The organism is Amycolatopsis lexingtonensis, from assembly GCF_014873755.1.
Classification (GTDB): Bacteria; Actinomycetota; Actinomycetes; order Mycobacteriales; family Pseudonocardiaceae; genus Amycolatopsis; species Amycolatopsis lexingtonensis.
The window spans coordinates 3,411,647-3,429,645 of the sequence record NZ_JADBEG010000001.1 but is presented as its reverse complement, the minus strand read 5'-3'; the positions used below and the strand labels follow the sequence as shown (position 1 = coordinate 3,429,645).

Below are 17,999 nucleotides of genomic sequence, written 5' to 3'. Positions count from 1 at the left end.
GGTGCGCCCGGGCGCACTGATCGGTTGCTGATCGCCGTCGCCCAGGCTCGGCCAGGTCAAGTTCCCGACCCGGAAGACGGCTTTCGATGACACTCTCCATTCCCGGTTTCGACCACGTCCGCCTGCCCGGTGCCGGCGGTGCCGAGCTGGCGGCCGCGGTCGGCGGCAGCGGCAGTCCGGTGGTCCTGCTGCACGGTTTCCCCCAGACGCACCTGATGTGGCGGCAGGTCGCCGAGCGGCTCGCCGGCGAGCACACGGTGATCTGCCCCGACCTGCGCGGCTACGGCGCCAGTGACAAGCCCGCGGCCACCGGCGAGGACGTGTACGCCAAGCGCACCATGGCCGCCGACGTGGTGGCTCTCGCGGCCGCGCTCGGCCACGAGCGCTTCGCCCTGGTCGGCCACGACCGGGGCGCGCTGGTCGCCTTCCGGGCCGGCTTGGACCACCCCGAGACCATCTCGCACCTCGGCATCCTCGACGTCGTCCCGACGCTGGACATGTGGAACGTCCTGCACGGCGTCCCGGCGGCGGTCGGCTACCACCTGTTCCTCATGGCGCAGCCGCCCGGCCTGCCGGAGACGATGATCGCCAACAGCGCGGACGCGTTCTTCGGCTCGTTCCTCGACGCCTGGGCGAACGACCCGGCCGCGATCCCGGCGGAGGTCCGCGCGGAGTACCTGCGGGCGAGCGCGGCGGCGGTGCCGTCGATCGTCGCGGACTACCGGGCCTCGGCGGGCATCGACGTCACGCACGACCAAGCCGACCTGGACGCCGGGTCGCAGCTGGCCATGCCGGTGACGGTCGTCCAGCAGGACTGGGGCGCGCAGCTGGGCTACGACGCCGCCGCGGTGTGGAAGGCGTGGGCGCCGGACCTGGACCACCGGCTGACCAAGGCGGGGCACTTCATGGCCGAGGAGGCACCGGGCGAGATCGCCGGGGCGATCCGGGACCTGCTGGCCCGCTGATCACGCCTGGATCAGCCGGGTCGCCGCCGTCACGACGGCCTCGCGGTGCGCGGCGATCCGCCGGGGATCCCGCGCGCCGGAGCCGTCGGCTTCGAGCAGGCCGACCGGGGTCAGCTGCCAGGCCTGGCTGATGGCGTAGATGAAGACGAGGAGGTCCACCGCGGTGAGCGGTGCCGCGGTCGTGGTGCCGGCCAGCGCGGTGGTCTTCGCGAGGTAGGTCTCCAGCGGCTCGGACGCGGCTTCGGGGCGCTCCAGCTGCGCCCAGATGTTGATCCGCAGGGGTGCCGGCTCGCGGCCGTGGAAGTCGAACAGGTCGCCGGCCCAGCCGGCCAGGTCGTCCGGCCGGAGCGGAACCTTGGTGGCCATCGACTGGATCGCGCTGGTCAGGGCGGCGTCGAAGAGCCCGTCCTTGTTGCCGTAGTAGGCGTAGATCATCCGGACGTTGGTTTCGGCTTCCCGGGCGATCCGTTCGACGCGGCCGCCGGCGAGGCCGTGCTGGGCGAATTCGGCGACGGCGGCCTCGAGGATGCGGGCCTTCGTCGCTCGGCCGTCGCGTGGGGGCATGTGGTCTCCGTCTCCGTGGCGTGGGGGCGGTCTCAGGGTATAAGTAAATAAGGACTTACTTACAGGAGGGTCATGAAACCCGAGATCGAACGGGCGCTGGCGATCACGCCGGCGTCTTCGGCCCGTGAGCGCACCATCGACATCACGACGACCGGCGCGCGGACCGGCCTGCCGCGCCGCATCGAGGTCTGGTTCTACCGGGCCGGCGGGCGCATTTACCTCAGCACGACGCCCGCGAAGCGCGGCTGGTACGCCAACATCGTCAAGAACCCGGCCTTCACGTTCCACCTCAAGCACGGCGTGCGCGCCGACCTCGCCGCGATCGGCACCCCGGTCCACGACCCGGCCGAGCGCGAAGCGGTGTTCACCTCGATCATCGCCGACCTCAACCAGCCGTCGAACCCCGCGCGCCTCCCGCAACCGGTCGAACCGCTGGACGCGTGGCTGGCCGGCAGCCCGCTCGTCCGCGTCGACTTCCCGGAAGGACTCGAATGATCGGAACCGCGCTCGTGACCGGCGCGAACCGGGGCCTCGGCCGCAGCGCCGCACTGGCCTTGGCCCGGCGTGGCCTGAACGTCGTCGTGGCCTGCCGTGGGGGAGCCGAGGCCGGGGCGGAGACCGTGCGGCTGATCCAGGAAGAAGGCGGCGACGCCTTCGCGGCGCGGCTGGACATCGGGGACATCGCCACCTTCGGGGCATTCACCGCCGACCTGCTCGACGCACTACGCAGCCGATGGGGGACCGACACGCTCGACGTCCTGGTCAACAACGCCGGCATCGGGCGCTTCGGCGCACTCGCCGACGTCACGCCCGAAGACTTCGACGCCTTGGTGAACACCAACTTCCGCGGCACCTTCTTCTTCATCCAGGCACTCGCGCCCCACCTCGCCGACGGCGGCCGCGTCGTCAACGTGTCGACGTCACTCACCCGCCACGTCAGTCCGGGAACCTCGGTCTACTCGGCGTCGAAGGCCGCTGTCGAAGCGTTGTCGCGCAGCCTGGCCGCCGAACTGGGGCCGCGCGGCATCCGCATCAACGCCGTTGCCCCCGGCCCGAGCGCGACCGACTTCAACGGTGGCGCCATGCGCGACGACCCCGGCCTGCGCGAAACCCTCTCCGGTCAGACGGCGCTCGGCCGGGTCGGGCACCCGGAGGAGATCGGCGACGCCATCGCGGCACTGGCATCGGACGAGCTGCGCTGGATCACGGCGGAACGCATCGAAGTCTCCGGCGGAGCCCTGCTTTGAGGCAGCCACTCATCGAGGTGCCGGAAGTGCCTTGACGAAACGGGCGAGGCGCCGCAACGCCGCACGCGCTTCCGGCAGCCCGCGGGCCAAGGGGAAGGCGTGTGACTGTCCCGGCCAGGAGACCAGCTCGACCGGGACACCGGCGGCGCCGAGCAGGCGGGCCAGCAGTTCGCTGTCGTGGCGCAGGAAGTCGTGTTCTCCGGCGATGATCAGGGTCGGTGGCAGGCCGCGCAGGTCGGTGTCCGCGGGCGGCGGGAGGGCCACGCCGCCGGCCGTGCACAGGCGGGTGACCTGGGCGACGCAGTTCGCGGACAGGAACGGATCCGGAACCGGCGTGCGGGAGACGGGGTCGAGGTCGGCCCACGGCGAGATGACCGCGATCCCGCCGGGGCCGGGCCGTCCTTCCGCGCGCAGCCGGGTGGCCACCGCGAGCGCCAGCCCGCCCCCGGCGGAATCGCCGGCCAGCACGATTCCGGCTTCCGGGACGCCTCGGCCGACGAGCCACCGGTAGGCGTCGAGCGCGTCCTCGGTCGCGTCGCCGATCGTGTGCTCGGGGACCAGGCGGTAGTCGACGGAGAGCACAGGCAGCCCGGTGCAGGCGGACAGCGCCGCGACGAACGGCCGCCAAGCGCGGGCCGATCCGGCGATGAAGCCGCCGCCGTGGAGGTAGAGCAAGACCGGAGCCGCCGCCGGTGCCCGGACGAGTTCGGCGCGGCAAGCGGGCAGGACGACGGGTTCCCAGGTGGTGCCGCGGGGCAGCCGTCCGGTGCCGGCCGCGGCGCGGTCGATGGCGCGCCGGATCCACGGCAACGTCGTCGCGTTGAGCGGCAGGTGCGCGCCGAGTGGACGGGCTGTCCGCGCGAGCACCTGGGCGAGCAGCCGGGACTGCCAGGACGGTGCGGTCATGGGACGGCGGGCTCTCGGACGTCGTCAAGAATCGTTTCGGCGTAAAGGCTTTCGATCTCGCCGGCGTACTTGGTGGCGACGGGTTTGCGCCGCAGCTTCATGGTCGGGGTCAGCTCGTCGCCGCCGGGTTCCCAGAAGTGCGGGAGGATGCGGAACCGCTTGATCTGCTCGACGCGGGAAAGCCCGGCGTTCGCGGTCGCGATGGCGGCGGCGACCTCGGCCACGACGTCCGGGTGCCGCGGCAGGTCCGCCGGTGTCACAGCGATGCCCCGGCCGGTGAGTGCTTCGGGATCGAGGACGACGAGCGCCGTCGTGTACGGGCGGCGGTCGCCGATGGCGACGACCCCGGCGATGAGCGAGGACCGGGCTTTGACGGCGTTCTCGATGTTGGCCGGGGACATGTTCTTGCCGGAGGCGTTGATGATGAGCTCTTTCTTGCGGTCAACCACGGTGAGGTAGCCGTCGTCCACCGTGACGATGTCCCCTGTGGACAGCCAGCCGTCGGCGTCGAGGACTTCGGCCGTCTTCCCGGGTTCACCGCGATAGCCCTTCATCACCAGCGGCCCGCGGACCTGGAGCTCGCCGTCGGCGGCGACGCGCATTTCCATGCCGGGCAGGATCTTCCCGACGGTGCCGAGCCGGTCCGGCGTGGCCGGGGCGATGCTGGCGATGCAGGTCAGCTCGGACATGCCCCAGATCTCGGAGACCCGCAGGCCGAGCCCGGTGAAGAACGCGAGGGTGTCGGGCGAGATCGGCGCCGCCCCGGACACGGCCCACTTGAGGTCGCCGAAGCCCAGTTTTTCGCGCAGGGGCGCGAGAACCGCGGTTTCCGCGCGGGCGTGCTCGGCCCTCAGCTCCGGAGGCACCTCCTGCCCGGCGCGTTCCAGGGCGACGCGGCGGGCGCCGACCTCCAGACCCCAGCGCAGCGCGGCCCGGCGGGTTTCGTCCGGCTCGCGCTCGACGGCCAGTTCGACGGCGGACTTCAGCTTCTCCCACACCCGCGGCACCGCGCCCCAGATCGTCGGACGGCAGTCGGGCAACGCGGCCGCGACGGCGCCGGGGTGGTCGACCACGGTGACCTGCGTGCCGAAGACGAGCTGGAAGTACAACGCGGTCATCCGGTCGGCGATGTGCGCCGACGGCATGAACGAGGTGATTCGGTCGCCGAACTCGACGGGCAGGATGTCCGCGACAGCGCGGGCTTCGAACAGCAGCGACGCGTGGGTGGTTTCGACGCCCTTCGGGTCGCCGGTGGTGCCCGAGGTGTAGATGAGGGTCGCGACGTCGTCCGGCCGCACGGCCCGCCAGGCGGTGTCGAAGTCGAATCCCGGCGCATCGAGGGCCATCAGCTCGCCGAGCGCGAGCGTGCCGTCGGGCGCCGCGTCCACGACGACGATCGTCTCGACGGCGGCCCCGGAGGCGCGAATGCTTTCGACGTACTGGGTTTCGCAGACGACCACCTTCGCCCCGGCATTGCCGAGGACGAACCCGATCCCGGCGGGCGGAAGGGTGTTGTAGATCGAGAACGACGTCGCGCCGACGTGCAGCGCGCCGACGTCGACGGGGTAGAACTCGACGCGGTTGCCCATCATGAGCGCGACCGTGTCGCCGCGGCGGACGCCGAGCGCGGCGAGGCCGGTGGCGACGGCACGCACCTGGGCGGCGTAGTCGCGCCAGGTCAGCGTCCGGGTGCCGCCGACGGTGTGGACCGCGACGGCGTCCGGGTCGATCGTGGCGACGTGCTGGAAGGCGGCGCACAGGGTCATGGCGTGGTCCTCACGAACGGGATTCGAGGTCGCGGACGAAGGCTTGGACGTGGCGGTCGCGGGTGAGGTAGGCGTCGGTGACGACGTTCACCAGCCCGCGCAGCAGCGCCCAGGGCTGCCAGACCGCCGGGGCGAGGGTCCGGCCGGCACGGCGTTCGATCGCGTCGGCGAGCACGCCCGCGGCCTGGGCGGCGGTGAGACGGCGGCGTAGGGGCGGCGGGAGCCGCTTCTCCAGTTCGCGGCCGAGCGGGTCATCGTCCAAAGTGGTCCGGGCCAGTTGCGTGTCCACGACGCCGAAGTAGGCGATGCCGGCGGTGACGCCGTGCGGGGCGAGCTCGAGGCGCAGGGCGCGGCCGAGCTGTTCGACCGCGGCCTTGCTGATCATGTAGGCGGCGCCGCCGGGACCGGGCACGAACGCCGCGACCGACGACACGACCAGCACGTGGCCCCGCCGGGCGATGACGGCGTCGGCGGCGGCCCGGACCGTGGTGAACGCGCCGGTGACGTTGACGTCGAGGACCCGCTGGAACTCGGCGGGGTCGATGCGCCGCAGGGTCGCCGGGGCCGGGGTCACGCCCGCGTTGGCCACGACGACGTCCAGGCCACCGGCCCGCTCGGCCAGCTCGTGGACGGCGGCGGTGAGCGCGTCCCGGTCGCGCACGTCGGCGACCGCGGTCAGCACGCGGTCGCCGCCGATCGCCTTCGCGGTGTCCGCCAGCGCGGTGGCGTCCCGGTCCACGAGCGCGACGGTCGCGCCGCGCTCGTGCAGCGTTTCCGCCAGGGCGCGGCCGATCCCGGCGGCGGCCCCGGTGATCAGGACGGTCCGGCCGGCCACCCGGTGGGTGCGGCCGCCGGGAAGGGGGAATCCGAGGTCTCGCAGCACGGCGATCATCGCGGCACGCCCCTTCCGTGCCGGATGCCGACGAGCACGCGCACCAGCGCGTCGATCCCGGCGGTGCGGCGGAACGTCGTCAGCGGCAGTGGGGACGGAAACCGTTGCACGGTCGTGGCACGGGCGTAGGCGAACTCGCGGAGGCCGTCGGCGCCGTGCACGCGGCCGAACCCGGAATCGCCGATGCCGCCGAGCGGCAGCGACGGCACGGACGCGTGGGCCACGAACGCGTTCACCGACACCGCGCCGGACCGGAGCCGTCCGGCGATGGCGCGGCCGTTGCGGCGGGAGAACACCGTGGCGCCGAGCCCGTAGCGGACGTTGTTCGCCCGCGCCACGGCTTCGTCCATGTCTTCGACCTTGGTGACGACCAGGACCGGCCCGAACGTTTCTTCGGTGACCGCGGCGCTGTCGTCGGGGACGTCGACGAGGATCGTCGGCGAGACGAACCGGTCCCGGACGGCGTCGGTGCCGCCGAGCACGGCCCGGCCGCCGCGGTCGAGGGCGTCCCGGATGTGCCGCTCGATGATCTTCACTTGCGACGGCATGGTGATCGGCCCGATCTGCGCACCGGGTTTCACCTTGCGCGCCAGCGCGACGACCCGGTCGACGAACTCGTCGTGGATGGCGGCGTGGACGTAGATCCGTTCCACGGCAAGGCAAGTCTGCCCGGCGTTGGACAGGCCGCCCCACACCGCCGCGTCGGCGGCCGCGGCCAGATCGGCGTCCGCGTCGACGAGCAGGGCGTCCTTGCCGCCGCATTCCATGAGCACCGGGGTGAGGGTCGCCGCGCAGGCCGCCAGCACAGCCCGCCCGGTGGCGGTCGAGCCGGTGAACCCGATCTTGTCCACCCCGGCGCGGCACAGCGCCGCTCCGGTGACCCCGTCGCCGGTGACGACCTGCAGCACGGGGTGTTCCGGCACGACCTCGCGGAAGGCGTCGCCGAGCCACTGCCCGACGCCCGGGGTGTACTCGCTCGGCTTGAACACCACCGTGTTGCCGGCGGCGAGCGCGCCGGCCAGCGAGCCCAGCGGGGTGAAGACCGGGTAGTTCCACGGGCCGATCACGCCGACCACGCCGAGCGGGCGGTATTCGACGACCGCTTTCTGGTTGATGGTCAGCGCGCTCGGCCGCACGGCCCGCGGGCCGAGGACGCGGGCGGCGTTGCGGGACGCCCACGCGAGGTGCTCGAGCCCCATCGCGATCTCCAGCATCGCGTCGGCATGCGGCTTGCCCATCTCGCGGCTGATCAGACCGGCCAGTTCCGGGGCGCCGCGGGCGATCCGGCGGCGCCAGGCATCCAGCCGCCGGGCCCGTCCGGCGAACCCGAGCCCGGCCCACCAGGCCGCGCAGTCGCGGGCCCGGCGGACGGCGCCGGTGACTTCGAACTCGGTCGTGGTGCGGTGCCGGCCGACGAGTTCGCCCGTGGCCGGGTCCAGCACGTCGAAGGTTTCGGCGGTCATGGGTTCGGTCCTTTCCGCCGCGGTCATCGGTCGATCACCAGCCGGCCGGTCGCGCGGGAGACGCAGAGGAGCATCGAGTCCCGGCGGTCGGCCGGGGCGAGCAGGCGGTCGCGGTGCTCGACGTCGCCGTCGAGGACCCGGACCTTGCAGGTGCCGCAAAAGCCTTGCCGGCACGAGTAAGGGACGTCGGCGACCCGGCCGATCGCGGTTAGCGCGGTCTCGCCGGGACCGACCTCGACCGTCACCCCGGTTCGGCGCAGGAAGATCTCGAAGGGCGCGCCGCCGCTGACGGGCAGCGGGGAGAACCGCTCGGTGTGCAGGGACGCCCGCGGGTTGCTCGCCCGCAGGAGGTCGCGGGCCGGGCGCATCAGCGGTGGCGGGCCGCACAGGTACACAGCGGCGCCGTCGGGGGCGAGCGGCAGGATGTCGCCGAGTGACGGCGGCCCGCACTCGTCGTCCGGCCGGATTTCGACCGTCCCGCTGTCGAAGGCGGCGAGTTCGCCGAGGAACGGCATGCTCGCGCGGCTGCGGCCGAGGTACACCAGCCGCCACGGCACGCCCTGGTCGTGGCAGGTCCGCACCATCGGCAGGATCGGCGTGATGCCGATGCCCGCGGCGACGAACAGGTAGGCGTCCGCGGCGGCCAGGGGAAAGGCGTTGCGGGGGCCGCGGACGCGCAGCGTGCCGCCGGCGTGGACGGTGTCGTGGATCTCGCGGGAACCGCCCTCGCCGCCCTCGCCGCCGTCGATCCGGCGGACCGCGATCCGGTACGACGACCGGTCGCCGGGAGCACCGCACAGCGAGTACTGCCGCTGCCGTCCCGAAGGCAGGAAGACGTCGAGGTGCGCGCCCGGGATCCAGGTGGGCAGCGGGCCGCCGTCCGGGGCGGCAAGGACGACGCTGACGACGTCGTCGGCCTCGGCGCGGACCGCCTGGACCGTGAGTTCGAGCTCGTAGCCGCTGCGGCGCACCGGCCGCGGGCGGGAGAGGAGCGGGGCGACGCGGCTGGTGGCGAACACGCGCTGGTAGGCGGTGCTGGCCGCGGCGGCCAGGCGCATCGCGCGCGTCGTGGTCACGGCCGGGCCTCCGCGTTGGCGGCCGGGGACCGGGCCAGGTAGCGGATCGCGGCGTCCATGCTGCCCAGCTGAGACGGGTGGAAGCTCGGGCGCAGGTACTTCGGGATCTCGGTGAGGAAGATGGTGGCCTTGGGGATGAGGTCGCGGCGGGTCGCGCTGACCAGCTGCCGCACCCAGGTGGAACGCCGCACGCCGGGCGTCGGGTCGGCGCCGAGCAGGTACCGCGCGGTCGTGAGGAACAGGACGGCCAGAGTGAAGCTGGCGAGGAGCGCGGTGCGCACCCGCCGGGCGTAGCTGCCGTCGACGTGCATGAACGCGTCGAAAGCAACGTTGCGGTGCTCGACCTCTTCGGCGCCGTGCCAGCGGATCAGGTCGAGCATCGTCGGGTGCATCCCGGCGCGTTCGAGCTGGTCGGCGCCGAGCAGCCATTCCCCGACGACCGCGGTGTAGTGCTCCATCGCGGCGAAGAGACCGAGCCGTTCGCACAGCCACGCGTGCCGGGCCTTGCCGGTCAGCCCGTGGTCGCCGAGGACCCGGTCGACGAGCCAGTCCATCTTGCGGGCCACCGGTTCCACCGGCAGGCCGAGCTTCGCCAGGTGTTCGCGGGCGCCTTCGTGGGAGGAGGCGTGGGTGGCTTCCTGGCCGATGAACCCGATGACTTCCTCGCGCAGCCGCGGTTCGGTGATCAGGGGGAGTGCTTCGGTCAGCGCGGCGGACATCGCGCGCTCGCCCTCGGGCAGCACCAGGTGCATCACGTTGATGATGTGCGTGGCCATCGGCTCGCCGGGGATGTAGTGCATCGGCACGCCGTCCCACGAGAAGTGCACGTCCCGCGCCGCGATGGCGTGCGCCTGGTCGGTGTAGCGGCGGGCGCCGCGCGGGTCGACGACGGGTTTTTTGAGCATCACGCGGTCCTTGTCGGTTGGGGGAGCCGGACGCCGAGGTGGTAGTCGGCCAGGTCGACCTGCCGGGTCCGGGCGCGGAAGCGGCGGTTGAAGCCGGGGTAGAAGACGAAGTTGCGGCCGGTCGGGTCGAGGTAGTAGCTGCGGCAGCCGCCGGTGTTCCACACCGATCCGCTCAGTCCCCGGTCGACTTCGCGGACGAAGCCCTCTTGGACGTCCTCGCGTACCTCTACTGTGGACAGTCCACTTCGGTCCATTTCGGCCAGGCAGCTCAGGACGTAGGCGACCTGCGCCTCGATCGTGACGACCTGCGAGGTGTAGACGACCGAGTTCGGGCCCAGCATGAGGAAGAAGTTGGGGAAGCCCGCGACCGTGGTGCCGAGGTACGCGCGGGGACTGCCGGCCCAGACCTCGGCGAGCGAGCGTCCCCCGCGGCCGTGGATCCGGCCGAACCCGGGGTGGTCGGTCATCCGGAAGCCGGTGCCGAAGACGATGGTGTCCACCTCGTGCTCGACGCCGTCGGCCGTGCGGATGCCTTCGGGGGTGATCTCGCGGATCGCGTCGGTCACGACGTCGACGTTCGGCGCGGCGAGCGCGGGGTAGTAGGCGTTGGAGAACGTGGGCCGCTTGCAGCCGAACGCGTACGACGGCGTCAGTTTCGCGCGCAGCCGCGGATCGCGCACCTGACGTCGCAGGTGGCCGAGGCTCACCGCTTCCAGGCCTTTGAGCAGCCACGGCCGGTGCACCAGGCCCGGCACGAGGGCTTCCTGCAGCAGGTCCCACCCGGTCCGCGCCAGCCGCTGGACGGCGGGCGCGCGGTCGAACAACCGCTGCGACCGGTCGCCCAGGGGCCGGTCGGGGTGCGGCATGATCCACGTCGGGGTGCGCTGGAAGACGGTGAGCCGCGCGGCCGCCGGCTGGATCCGGGGGATGATCTGCACCGCGGACGCGCCGGTCCCGATCACCGCGATCCGGCGCCCGGCCAGGTCGTGGTCGTGGTCCCAGGCCGAGGAGTGGAACGTGGTGCCCCGGAAGCGGGCCAGCCCCGGCAGGTCCGGTACGGCGGGTTCGCTGAACGGGCCGATCGCGCCGACCAGGATCTGCGCCGTCCAGTCGCCGTGGTCGGTGCGGATTTGCCACTCCGCGGCGGCGTCGTCCCACGCGGCTTCCCGCACTTCGTGCCGCAGCCGCAGGTGCGGGGTGATCCCGAAGTCCTCGGTGCACTGGCGCAGGTACTCGTGGATCTCGGGCTGGAGCGGGTAGAGCCGGCTCCAGCGCGGGTTGGGCGCGAACGAGAACGAGTACAGGATCGACGGGATGTCGCACTGGGCGCCGGGGTAGGTGTTCACCTGCCACGTCCCGCCGACGTCGCCGGCGCGTTCCAGCATGACGAAGTCGTCGATCCCGGCGCGCTTGAGCGCGATGGCCGTGGCCAGCCCGCCGAAACCCGCGCCGATGATCGCCACCCGGACCCGCCGCGGGGGTGCGTTCGTCATGGGGCCGCCTCCTCGTTGACGCATGCCTGACCGTTTTGAAGCTAAACGTTGACATCGCATGATGTCAACATCAGGTGATGTCAACTTTGGGGCGGTCTTCGGGAGCGAGAGGAGAGCGGTCGGTTTCAGCCGGAGCGGCGGGAGGTCGCCTTGGCGAGCTGCTCGATCACCTGGACGACGTGGTCGACGAACCGCGTGCGGTCGACGGCGAGGCGGCCCTCGAGCCACCCCTGGAACAGGTAGGCCAGGGCGCCGAACACGGCCTGGGAGTTCAGCTCGACGTCGCGGTCGTCGGCCTCGTCGCCCGCGAGCGCGGGATCGCGGAGCGCCGCCGCGATGGTCGCCGTGAACTCCCCGACGAGCTCGGCGCCGCGGCCGGCCAGCTCGGGGGCGGCCAGCGACTCCACGAACAGGACACGGCCGCGCCGCGGGTCTTCGGTGATGAACCCGGTGAAGGCACCGACCGCGGTCCGCACGGTGTCCGTTTGCGCCTGCTCGAGAACAGCGACGAGCACGTCCCGCGCTTGCGCCGCGGTGGTTTCGAGCACGGCGACCAGCAGATCTTCCCGGCGGGCGAAGGACTCGTAGAAGTACCGCTCGGTCAGCTTGGCGTCCCGGCACACCCGCCGCATGGTCACGGCGGCCGCCCCCTCGACGCCCATGATCGCGAACCCGGCCTCGACCAGCTGCTCACGCCGCCGCGCCTGCCGCTCGTCGGGGGCCACACCCCGCCAAGGGCGCCGCACGACACCGGTGGCGTTTTGCTCGGCGGTCATCGTGCCATCATCGCATCCCCTTCGGCGAGGTCGCCGCAGGACGCGGGGGCGACGGATGGAAGAGTGCCGGGATATGGACGACCTCGTAGGCGTGCTCGGCAGACGAGCCTGCACCCCTGACGGGCGAGTACCCATGACCATCTCCGACGGACGCCAGGTACTGGTCGATCCCGCCATGCCCCACGAAGAGATCGCCCGGCTGCACGGCGTGGATCGGGTGGTCCTCATGCCGGATGTCGCCTTCTGCCCGGCGGTTCATCTGGACGGCCCGCTCGCCGGAGAGCGTGGATACGCCGTCAACGACCTGGGAAGCCGTGGCACCTCCCTCTTACCGCCATTCCGCCCCGGCGGACCGGGCGCTGTCTACGAGGTGGCCCGGTTGGCCGATGACGACCACCCGGCCGAACTTCGCTTCGTGGGCTACCGCACTGACCGTGGTGACGCCGTGGTGACGCCGGGATAGCGCTCGCGCGACAAGCATTGTGCGAGTATCCGGCGAAACGCAGCTCGCGGTGGGGAATGCCGGATGCCTGTTCCGTTGAAGGTCCGCCCGCCACGGCTGGCGACGTCCCCAGCTGTGACGACCCTCCCGAACTCCCACGAGCCCCGTACCGCGATGGACCCGGTCTCGGCGGACGTCGTGCAGGCGCGGACACCGGCGGCGGGCAACGCGGCCGTCGCGGCGGCGATGAGTGGGCTGGCGCCCGGCACCGCGGCGCTGTCGCCGGGTTGGCGCGGGCAGCTGCTGCCGGCCGGGCAGAACCTCGTCGGCAACCAGGCGGTCGCGACCCACGCCGGAACGCTTCCCGCCCTCACGGCGCCGGCACCCTCGAGGCAGGCACCCGCGACGCCTCCGGTGAAAAAGGCACCACCCGCGCCGCTGGAGAAGGCGACTGCGCCGGCGGCACCCAAGCCTGACGAGAAAGATCCCGGCACGGCCCCGAAGGAGGGCCAGGACAAGGGTGCGGCCAAGAAGGAAGGTGCCACCGGGCCGCGGTCGCCGGGTGGCGACCCGAAGTTCCAGGCGTTGAAGAAGGACGTCGGGGCCAAGAAGCGGCGGGTCGGCTCGAGCCACCCGCCGGCGAAGGCCGAGGCAGGCTCGGCACAGGCCGCCTCCGTGCCCCCGAGCGACGACCGGGAGGCGCGCGGCAAGGCGGCACACGCCGAAGACATGGATGCCGCCCAGCCCAAGGAGTTCAACAAGACCGACTTCGTCAAGGCCGTCGAGGACGCGGTCGCCAAGCAGGCCCCCAAGAACCTGGACGAGGCGGACAGCTTCGGCGAGTCGGGCAAGGCCGAGCAGATCAAGAAGGACGTCCAGGGCAAGGTCGGCGAAGGCAAGGAGGCCTCGGCGAAGGAGATCGCCGACACCACGCACGCCACGCCGAAGCCCGCGCCCGACGAGAAGCCGGTCGTGCCGCTGACCGGCGACAAGGTGCCGGGCAAGCCCGGCACCCCGGACCCGAACCAGGCCGCCCCGGACGTGCTGCCGCTCTCGGCGACGGACATGTCGGCCGGTCCGGCGCAGGTCGACCGGCAAATGGCCGACGCGGCCGTCACCGAGCCGCAGCTGCAGAAGTCCAACGAGCCGGCCTTCACCAAGGCGGTCAAGGACAAGAAGACGATGGAGGCCCACTCGGAGACCGCCCCGGGCCAGCTGCGTGCCGGCGAGGCGAAGGAGATCACGCACGTCAAGGCCGTGGCGGCCACCCGGAGTGCCGCCGCCATGACCGCCATGCACGCCACCAGGGTCACCACGGGCAAGAACGTCGGCGCGGGCAAGGTCGGCACCAAGACCACCGACGAGGAGAAGCGCACCCAGGTCACCGCGATCCTGCAGGACGTCTTCGACAAGACCAAGGGCGACGTCGAGAAGATCCTCACCGACCTGGACAAGACGGTGGACGACCAGTTCACCAGGCAGGAGAAGGCCGCACGGGACAAGTTCACCGCCGAGCACGAGAAGGGCATGGCGGAGTACAAGGACCGCCGCTACTCCGGCCTGCTCGGCAAGGGCCGGTGGGTGAAGGACCTGTTCGCCGACCTCCCCGAAGAGGCCAACCGGATCTACGAGACGGCCAAGGACCACTACCTCACGGCGATGCGCCAGGTGATCGCCGACATCGCCGACACCATCGAGCGTGAGCTCAAACGGGCCAAGGACCGCATCGCCGCCGGCCGCAAGGACCTCAAGACCGCCGTGGACAAGCTGCCCAAGGACCTGCGGTCGATCGGCCGCGAGGCCGCCGCGGACTTCGAGGGCAAGTTCGACGAGCTGCGGGACACCGTCGACGACAAGGGCACCGAGCTGGTCGACACCTTGGCCACCAAGTACAAGGACGCCGTCAAGTCGGTGGACGACGAGATCGCGGCGGAGAAGGAGAAGAACAAGGGCCTGGTCTCGAAGGCGAAGGACGCGATCGGCAGCGTCATCACCACCATCAAGGAGCTCGGCTCCCTGCTCATGGGTGTGCTCCGCAAGGCGGCCGCCGCGGTCAAGGCCATTCTCAAGGACCCGATCGGCTTCCTGGGCAACCTCGTCACCGGCGTCGGCGGCGGTCTCAAGCTGTTCGCCAAGAACGCCGGCCGGCACCTCGAACAGGGCGTGCTGGCCTGGCTGCTGGGCACCGGTGCGGCGGCCGGCCTGACACTGCCGACCAGCTTCGACATCCTCGGCATCCTGATGATGCTGGCGGCGATGCTCGGCCTGTCGTGGGCGAACATCCGGTCGCGGCTCGTCCGCAAGGTGCCCGACCAGGCCGTGACCGCGGCGGAGACCGCCATCCCGATCGTGGCGGAGACCAAGAAACGTGGCGTCGCCGGCATGTGGTCGGACCTGAAGGAGCGCGTGGGCGACCTGAAGAAGGACCTGATCGGCAACCTGGTCTCCTACCTGCTGCCGACCATCGTCATCGCCGGCGTCACGTGGATCGTGTCGCTGTTCAACCCGGCCTCCGCGTTCATCCGCGCCTGCAAGATGATCATCGACATCATCCGGTTCATCGTCACGAACGGCCGGCAGATCATCGAGTTCGTCAACGCGGTGCTGGACGCGGTGATCGCGATAGCCGGCGGCGGCACCGGCGGCGTGCCCGCGTTGGTGGAACGCGCACTGGCCCGGTCCATCCCGGTCCTGATCGGCGCACTGGCGGCACTGCTCGGCATCGGCGGGATCGCCGGCAAGGTCCGCGAGATCTTCCAGAAGCTGGCCCGCCCGGTCAACCGGGCCATCGACTGGGTCGTCGACAAGATCGTCTCCCTGGTCAAGAAACTCTGGGCGAAGCTCAAGGCGGCCCTGGACCGGAAGAAGCGCCCGAAGAAGAAGCCGGACGAGAAGCCGGTCAGGCCGCCGAAGAGACGGCCCGGGGACCGCGCCCGTCCGCGCCGCCGCCCCGACCGCCGCCGCCCCGCGAAGAGGCCCGGCCGCCGCAAGGACCGCAAGCCCGACAAGCGGTCCGACAAGGCCAAGCGACGCGCCCTCGACGCGGCTGTCCGCGACGCCACGAACCTGCTGCACGCGGAGGACGCGACCCCCGAGTCGGTCCGGAAGGGTCTTCCCGGCATCAAACGACGGCACCGCCTGACGTCGATCCGGCTGGAGAAGCACGGCGAGGACGTCTACGCGGTCCAGGTGACCGTCAACCCGTCGAAGACGACGTCGGATGTCGAGCTCACGGAGGACGAGTTCCCCTACGAGATCGACAAGGCCGAGAAGGGCATGAAGCTCAAGAAGCTTCCGGGCGCGGTGAGCCGGCTGACGGCGACCGTGATCCCGATGGAAGGCAACGACCGCCGGATCGGGTTCGTCGTCACCATCGCGACCATCCCGTCGGAGGTGAAGCCGGACATGGCCGTGCGCTACACCACCAAGGCGTGGGAGGGCGGCACCGAGGACCTCGCGGCGGCCCGGACCGCGGTCGTGATCGGCATCAACGCGATGGAGTTCCTCGATCCCGACAAGGGGAAGAGCGAGATCGGCGCGGCCGTCGGGAAGGTCGAGACGCGGCCCGAGCTCAACATGGCCGTCTTCGGCTTCGTGTGGACCCCGAACTGGGTCCGCGTCAAGAAGGGCAAGAGGAAGCGGGTCGGCATCGCCGAAGTGCGCCGGAAGTTCAAGAAGCTGGGCGACAAGAAGCCGCTCGCCGAGGAGCGGGAGAAGGGTCTGCGCGCCAAGGAGGCGTTGCCGTTCGGGCTCTTCCGCGAGGAGGTGCTCGGCTCGTCCTACGTACGGACCGCGACGCGTGTGCTGGCGAAGATGAACGACGTCGTGTACGCCGTCGGCCAGGATGCCGACACCTCCGTCACGGCGAAGAACACGATGGGCGTGCTCGCCGCGTACGTGAAGGTCCTCGACGAACTGGGCCAGCACCCGCTTATCGTGATCGGCGGGTACCGGTTCGGCGGGTTCAAGTGGCGGCGGGGCGACGCCCGGCGTCGCAGGCAGCTCACGCTGTGGTCCAACCAGGTCGACCACGCGATCCGGGCGGCGATCAACAAGGTGCACCCGCAGATGCTCTACCCCACCGAGCCCAACATGCTGATCAAGCTGCTCGACGTGAACGAGGGCGCGGTCAAGGGCATCTTCCAGAAGATCAGGACGAGGGCGCTGCTGCACGTGCAGGGCGGGCTCTACGGCGTCGGCGAGGCCGAGGGCCGGTTCCTGCGCAACAAGCTGATGCGGGTCTTCGGCGTCGACTTCACCCTGCACTTCGCGCCGGAGGTCAGCACGGTCACGAGCGCGGCGCCGGGGAACATCCCGCGTGGGCTCGAGTCCACCCCGCGCCACGTCGTGGCGGCGGCCGAGGGCCGGACCCTTGCGGACGAGCGCATCCGGGTCGCGCACCGCGCCTACGTGCTGATGCTGCAGTCGCAGAGCATGGCCAGTGCGAAGAACCTGGCCCGGGAACTCGTCAAGTCCAACGCCGAGCTGATGAAGCTGCCCAGGGACGTCCGGGAGCAGTTCCAGGGCCAGATCCAGAACGCGATCTTCGAGCACGTCGAGAACATCGCGTTGCTGATGTCGGACAACCCGCGGCTGACCGCGGACAGCCGCGAGGTCCAGTCCCGGGTGCGGACCCTGCACCGGACGGCGAATAGGATCGCGGAACGAGCGGTCCGGGACGGCAAGCCGAAGGCCATGGTGGACACCATCCGCGCGGCGGAGAACACCGCCGGCGAGATCATCAACGCGCTGACGGCGGACGACCTGCGTGCGACCTGGCACCGGCTGCACCGGCTGTTGGACACCATCATGAGCGAGCACCAGAGCGGAGGCGGATCGTCCTGACCGAGGAACCGCTCGACCGCCTCCGCGCCGAGGCGGCCCGCGACGACTACCCGGCGATGACCCGCCTGGCGCGGGCGTTGTACGAGCGCGGGCTCGACCCGCGCGCGGTCCTCCGCGAGTGCTACGGCGTGGCGTTCCCGGACGAGTTCTTCGTGCTCGCCGAGGCACGGCCGGTGCTGATGTTCGAGTACACCTACCAGCCGTGGGACCTGGCCGTCCCGCTGACCCGCGGCGGCCCGCCACCGGACCGGACGGACGACCTCGAGACCGACATCCTCGCCCGCGACGCGGACCTGGTTCCCCTCGGCGTGAGCTACAGCATCGGCAGCGCGTTCGGCGGCGTGTTCTGGTGCTACCGCGTCACCGAACTCGCGGCGGGCCGGTCGACGATCTACAGCATCGAGTACGACGTCACGCCGGAAAGCCCTGTCACACGCCTGGCGGACTCCTTGCTGGACGCGTTGTACCGGCACCACGTCGAAGGGGCCGAGTCGCTGAAGAGGGAGCGCGAGAGAACCATCGGCTTCCGCAGCGGTGGCGGTGAGGTGGACGACGGGGAGGTCGAGACGGCGAAGCTGTTCGTCGAGCGGATCGAGGAACTGCGGCGCCGGGTCGGCTCGTCACCTTGACCACCTCGGCGGCGGCTCGATCACGGATGG

General features: G+C 71.4%; 15 protein-coding genes. 6 read left to right on the top strand and 9 right to left on the bottom strand.

The window, feature by feature from the left end:
• The first annotated feature begins 86 nt into the window (after nt 1–86).
• The gene (locus H4696_RS15555; RefSeq protein ID WP_086861642.1) at nt 87–965 is read left to right on the top strand and encodes an alpha/beta fold hydrolase; all 879 of its coding nucleotides are present in this window, start codon (nt 87–89) and stop codon (nt 963–965) included.
• Here the strand turns inward: H4696_RS15555 and H4696_RS15550 are convergent, their stop codons facing one another.
• Nucleotides 966–1,529 (bottom strand): TetR/AcrR family transcriptional regulator, encoded by a 564-nt coding sequence (locus H4696_RS15550; protein WP_086861641.1) that lies wholly within the window; start codon nt 1,527–1,529, stop codon nt 966–968.
• 72 nt (nt 1,530–1,601) lie between these two features.
• Here H4696_RS15550 and H4696_RS15545 point away from each other — a divergent pair, with 72 nt between their 5' ends.
• Together H4696_RS15545 and H4696_RS15540 are read left to right on the top strand one after the other, a co-directional pair.
• Nucleotides 1,602–2,024, top strand: a complete 423-nt coding sequence (locus H4696_RS15545) for a nitroreductase/quinone reductase family protein (RefSeq protein WP_086861640.1) — start codon at nt 1,602–1,604, stop codon at nt 2,022–2,024.
• Nucleotides 2,021–2,776 carry an SDR family NAD(P)-dependent oxidoreductase gene (locus H4696_RS15540; RefSeq protein ID WP_086861639.1) on the top strand — a complete coding sequence of 252 codons (756 nt, stop codon included), beginning with the start codon at nt 2,021–2,023 and terminating at the stop codon, nt 2,774–2,776. The genes H4696_RS15545 and H4696_RS15540 overlap by 4 nt, the downstream gene beginning before the upstream one ends.
• Before the next feature lie 9 nt (nt 2,777–2,785).
• Here H4696_RS15540 and H4696_RS15535 read toward each other — a convergent pair whose 3' ends face one another.
• The 8 genes from H4696_RS15535 to H4696_RS15500 form a co-directional block, all read right to left on the bottom strand.
• Nucleotides 2,786–3,682, bottom strand: a complete 897-nt coding sequence (locus tag H4696_RS15535; protein ID WP_086861638.1) for an alpha/beta hydrolase — start codon at nt 3,680–3,682, stop codon at nt 2,786–2,788.
• Nucleotides 3,679–5,448 (bottom strand): fatty acid--CoA ligase FadD11, encoded by a 1,770-nt coding sequence (gene fadD11, locus H4696_RS15530; RefSeq protein WP_086861637.1) that lies wholly within the window; start codon nt 5,446–5,448, stop codon nt 3,679–3,681. The genes H4696_RS15535 and fadD11 overlap by 4 nt, the downstream gene beginning before the upstream one ends.
• 10 nt (nt 5,449–5,458) lie before the next feature.
• Nucleotides 5,459–6,340, bottom strand: coding sequence for a short-chain dehydrogenase/reductase (locus H4696_RS15525; protein WP_086861636.1), 882 nt, complete (start codon nt 6,338–6,340; stop codon nt 5,459–5,461).
• Nucleotides 6,337–7,830, bottom strand: coding sequence for an aldehyde dehydrogenase family protein (locus H4696_RS15520; RefSeq protein WP_211299715.1), 1,494 nt, complete (start codon nt 7,828–7,830; stop codon nt 6,337–6,339). The genes H4696_RS15525 and H4696_RS15520 overlap by 4 nt, the downstream gene beginning before the upstream one ends.
• Nucleotides 7,827–8,879: a PDR/VanB family oxidoreductase gene (locus H4696_RS15515; protein ID WP_249027044.1), complete on the bottom strand. Its 1,053-nt coding sequence runs from the start codon at nt 8,877–8,879 to the stop codon at nt 7,827–7,829. The genes H4696_RS15520 and H4696_RS15515 overlap by 4 nt, the downstream gene beginning before the upstream one ends.
• On the bottom strand, nt 8,876–9,784 hold the full coding sequence (locus tag H4696_RS15510) for a metal-dependent hydrolase (protein ID WP_086861634.1): 909 nt from the start codon (nt 9,782–9,784) through the stop codon (nt 8,876–8,878). Before H4696_RS15510 ends, H4696_RS15515 begins: the two co-directional genes overlap by 4 nt.
• A complete protein-coding gene (locus H4696_RS15505; RefSeq protein ID WP_086861633.1) occupies nt 9,784–11,277 on the bottom strand; it encodes a flavin-containing monooxygenase in 1,494 nt (497 codons plus the stop codon). The genes H4696_RS15510 and H4696_RS15505 overlap by 1 nt, the downstream gene beginning before the upstream one ends.
• 125 nt (nt 11,278–11,402) lie before the next feature.
• Nucleotides 11,403–12,053 (bottom strand): TetR/AcrR family transcriptional regulator, encoded by a 651-nt coding sequence (locus tag H4696_RS15500; RefSeq protein ID WP_086861632.1) that lies wholly within the window; start codon nt 12,051–12,053, stop codon nt 11,403–11,405.
• A gap of 133 nt (nt 12,054–12,186) precedes the next feature.
• Between H4696_RS15500 and H4696_RS15495 the strand changes: the two genes are divergently transcribed.
• The 3 genes from H4696_RS15495 to H4696_RS15485 all read left to right on the top strand — a co-directional run bounded on the left by H4696_RS15495 (nt 12,187) and on the right by H4696_RS15485 (nt 17,969).
• Nucleotides 12,187–12,516, top strand: a complete 330-nt coding sequence (locus H4696_RS15495) for a hypothetical protein (protein WP_086861631.1) — start codon at nt 12,187–12,189, stop codon at nt 12,514–12,516.
• A gap of 63 nt (nt 12,517–12,579) precedes the next feature.
• Complete coding sequence (locus H4696_RS15490) at nt 12,580–17,340, top strand: hypothetical protein (RefSeq protein ID WP_143265139.1); 4,761 nt, start codon at nt 12,580–12,582, stop codon at nt 17,338–17,340.
• A gap of 56 nt (nt 17,341–17,396) precedes the next feature.
• Complete coding sequence (locus tag H4696_RS15485; protein WP_086861629.1) at nt 17,397–17,969, top strand: hypothetical protein; 573 nt, start codon at nt 17,397–17,399, stop codon at nt 17,967–17,969.
• Nucleotides 17,970–17,999: the final 30 nt, after the last annotated feature.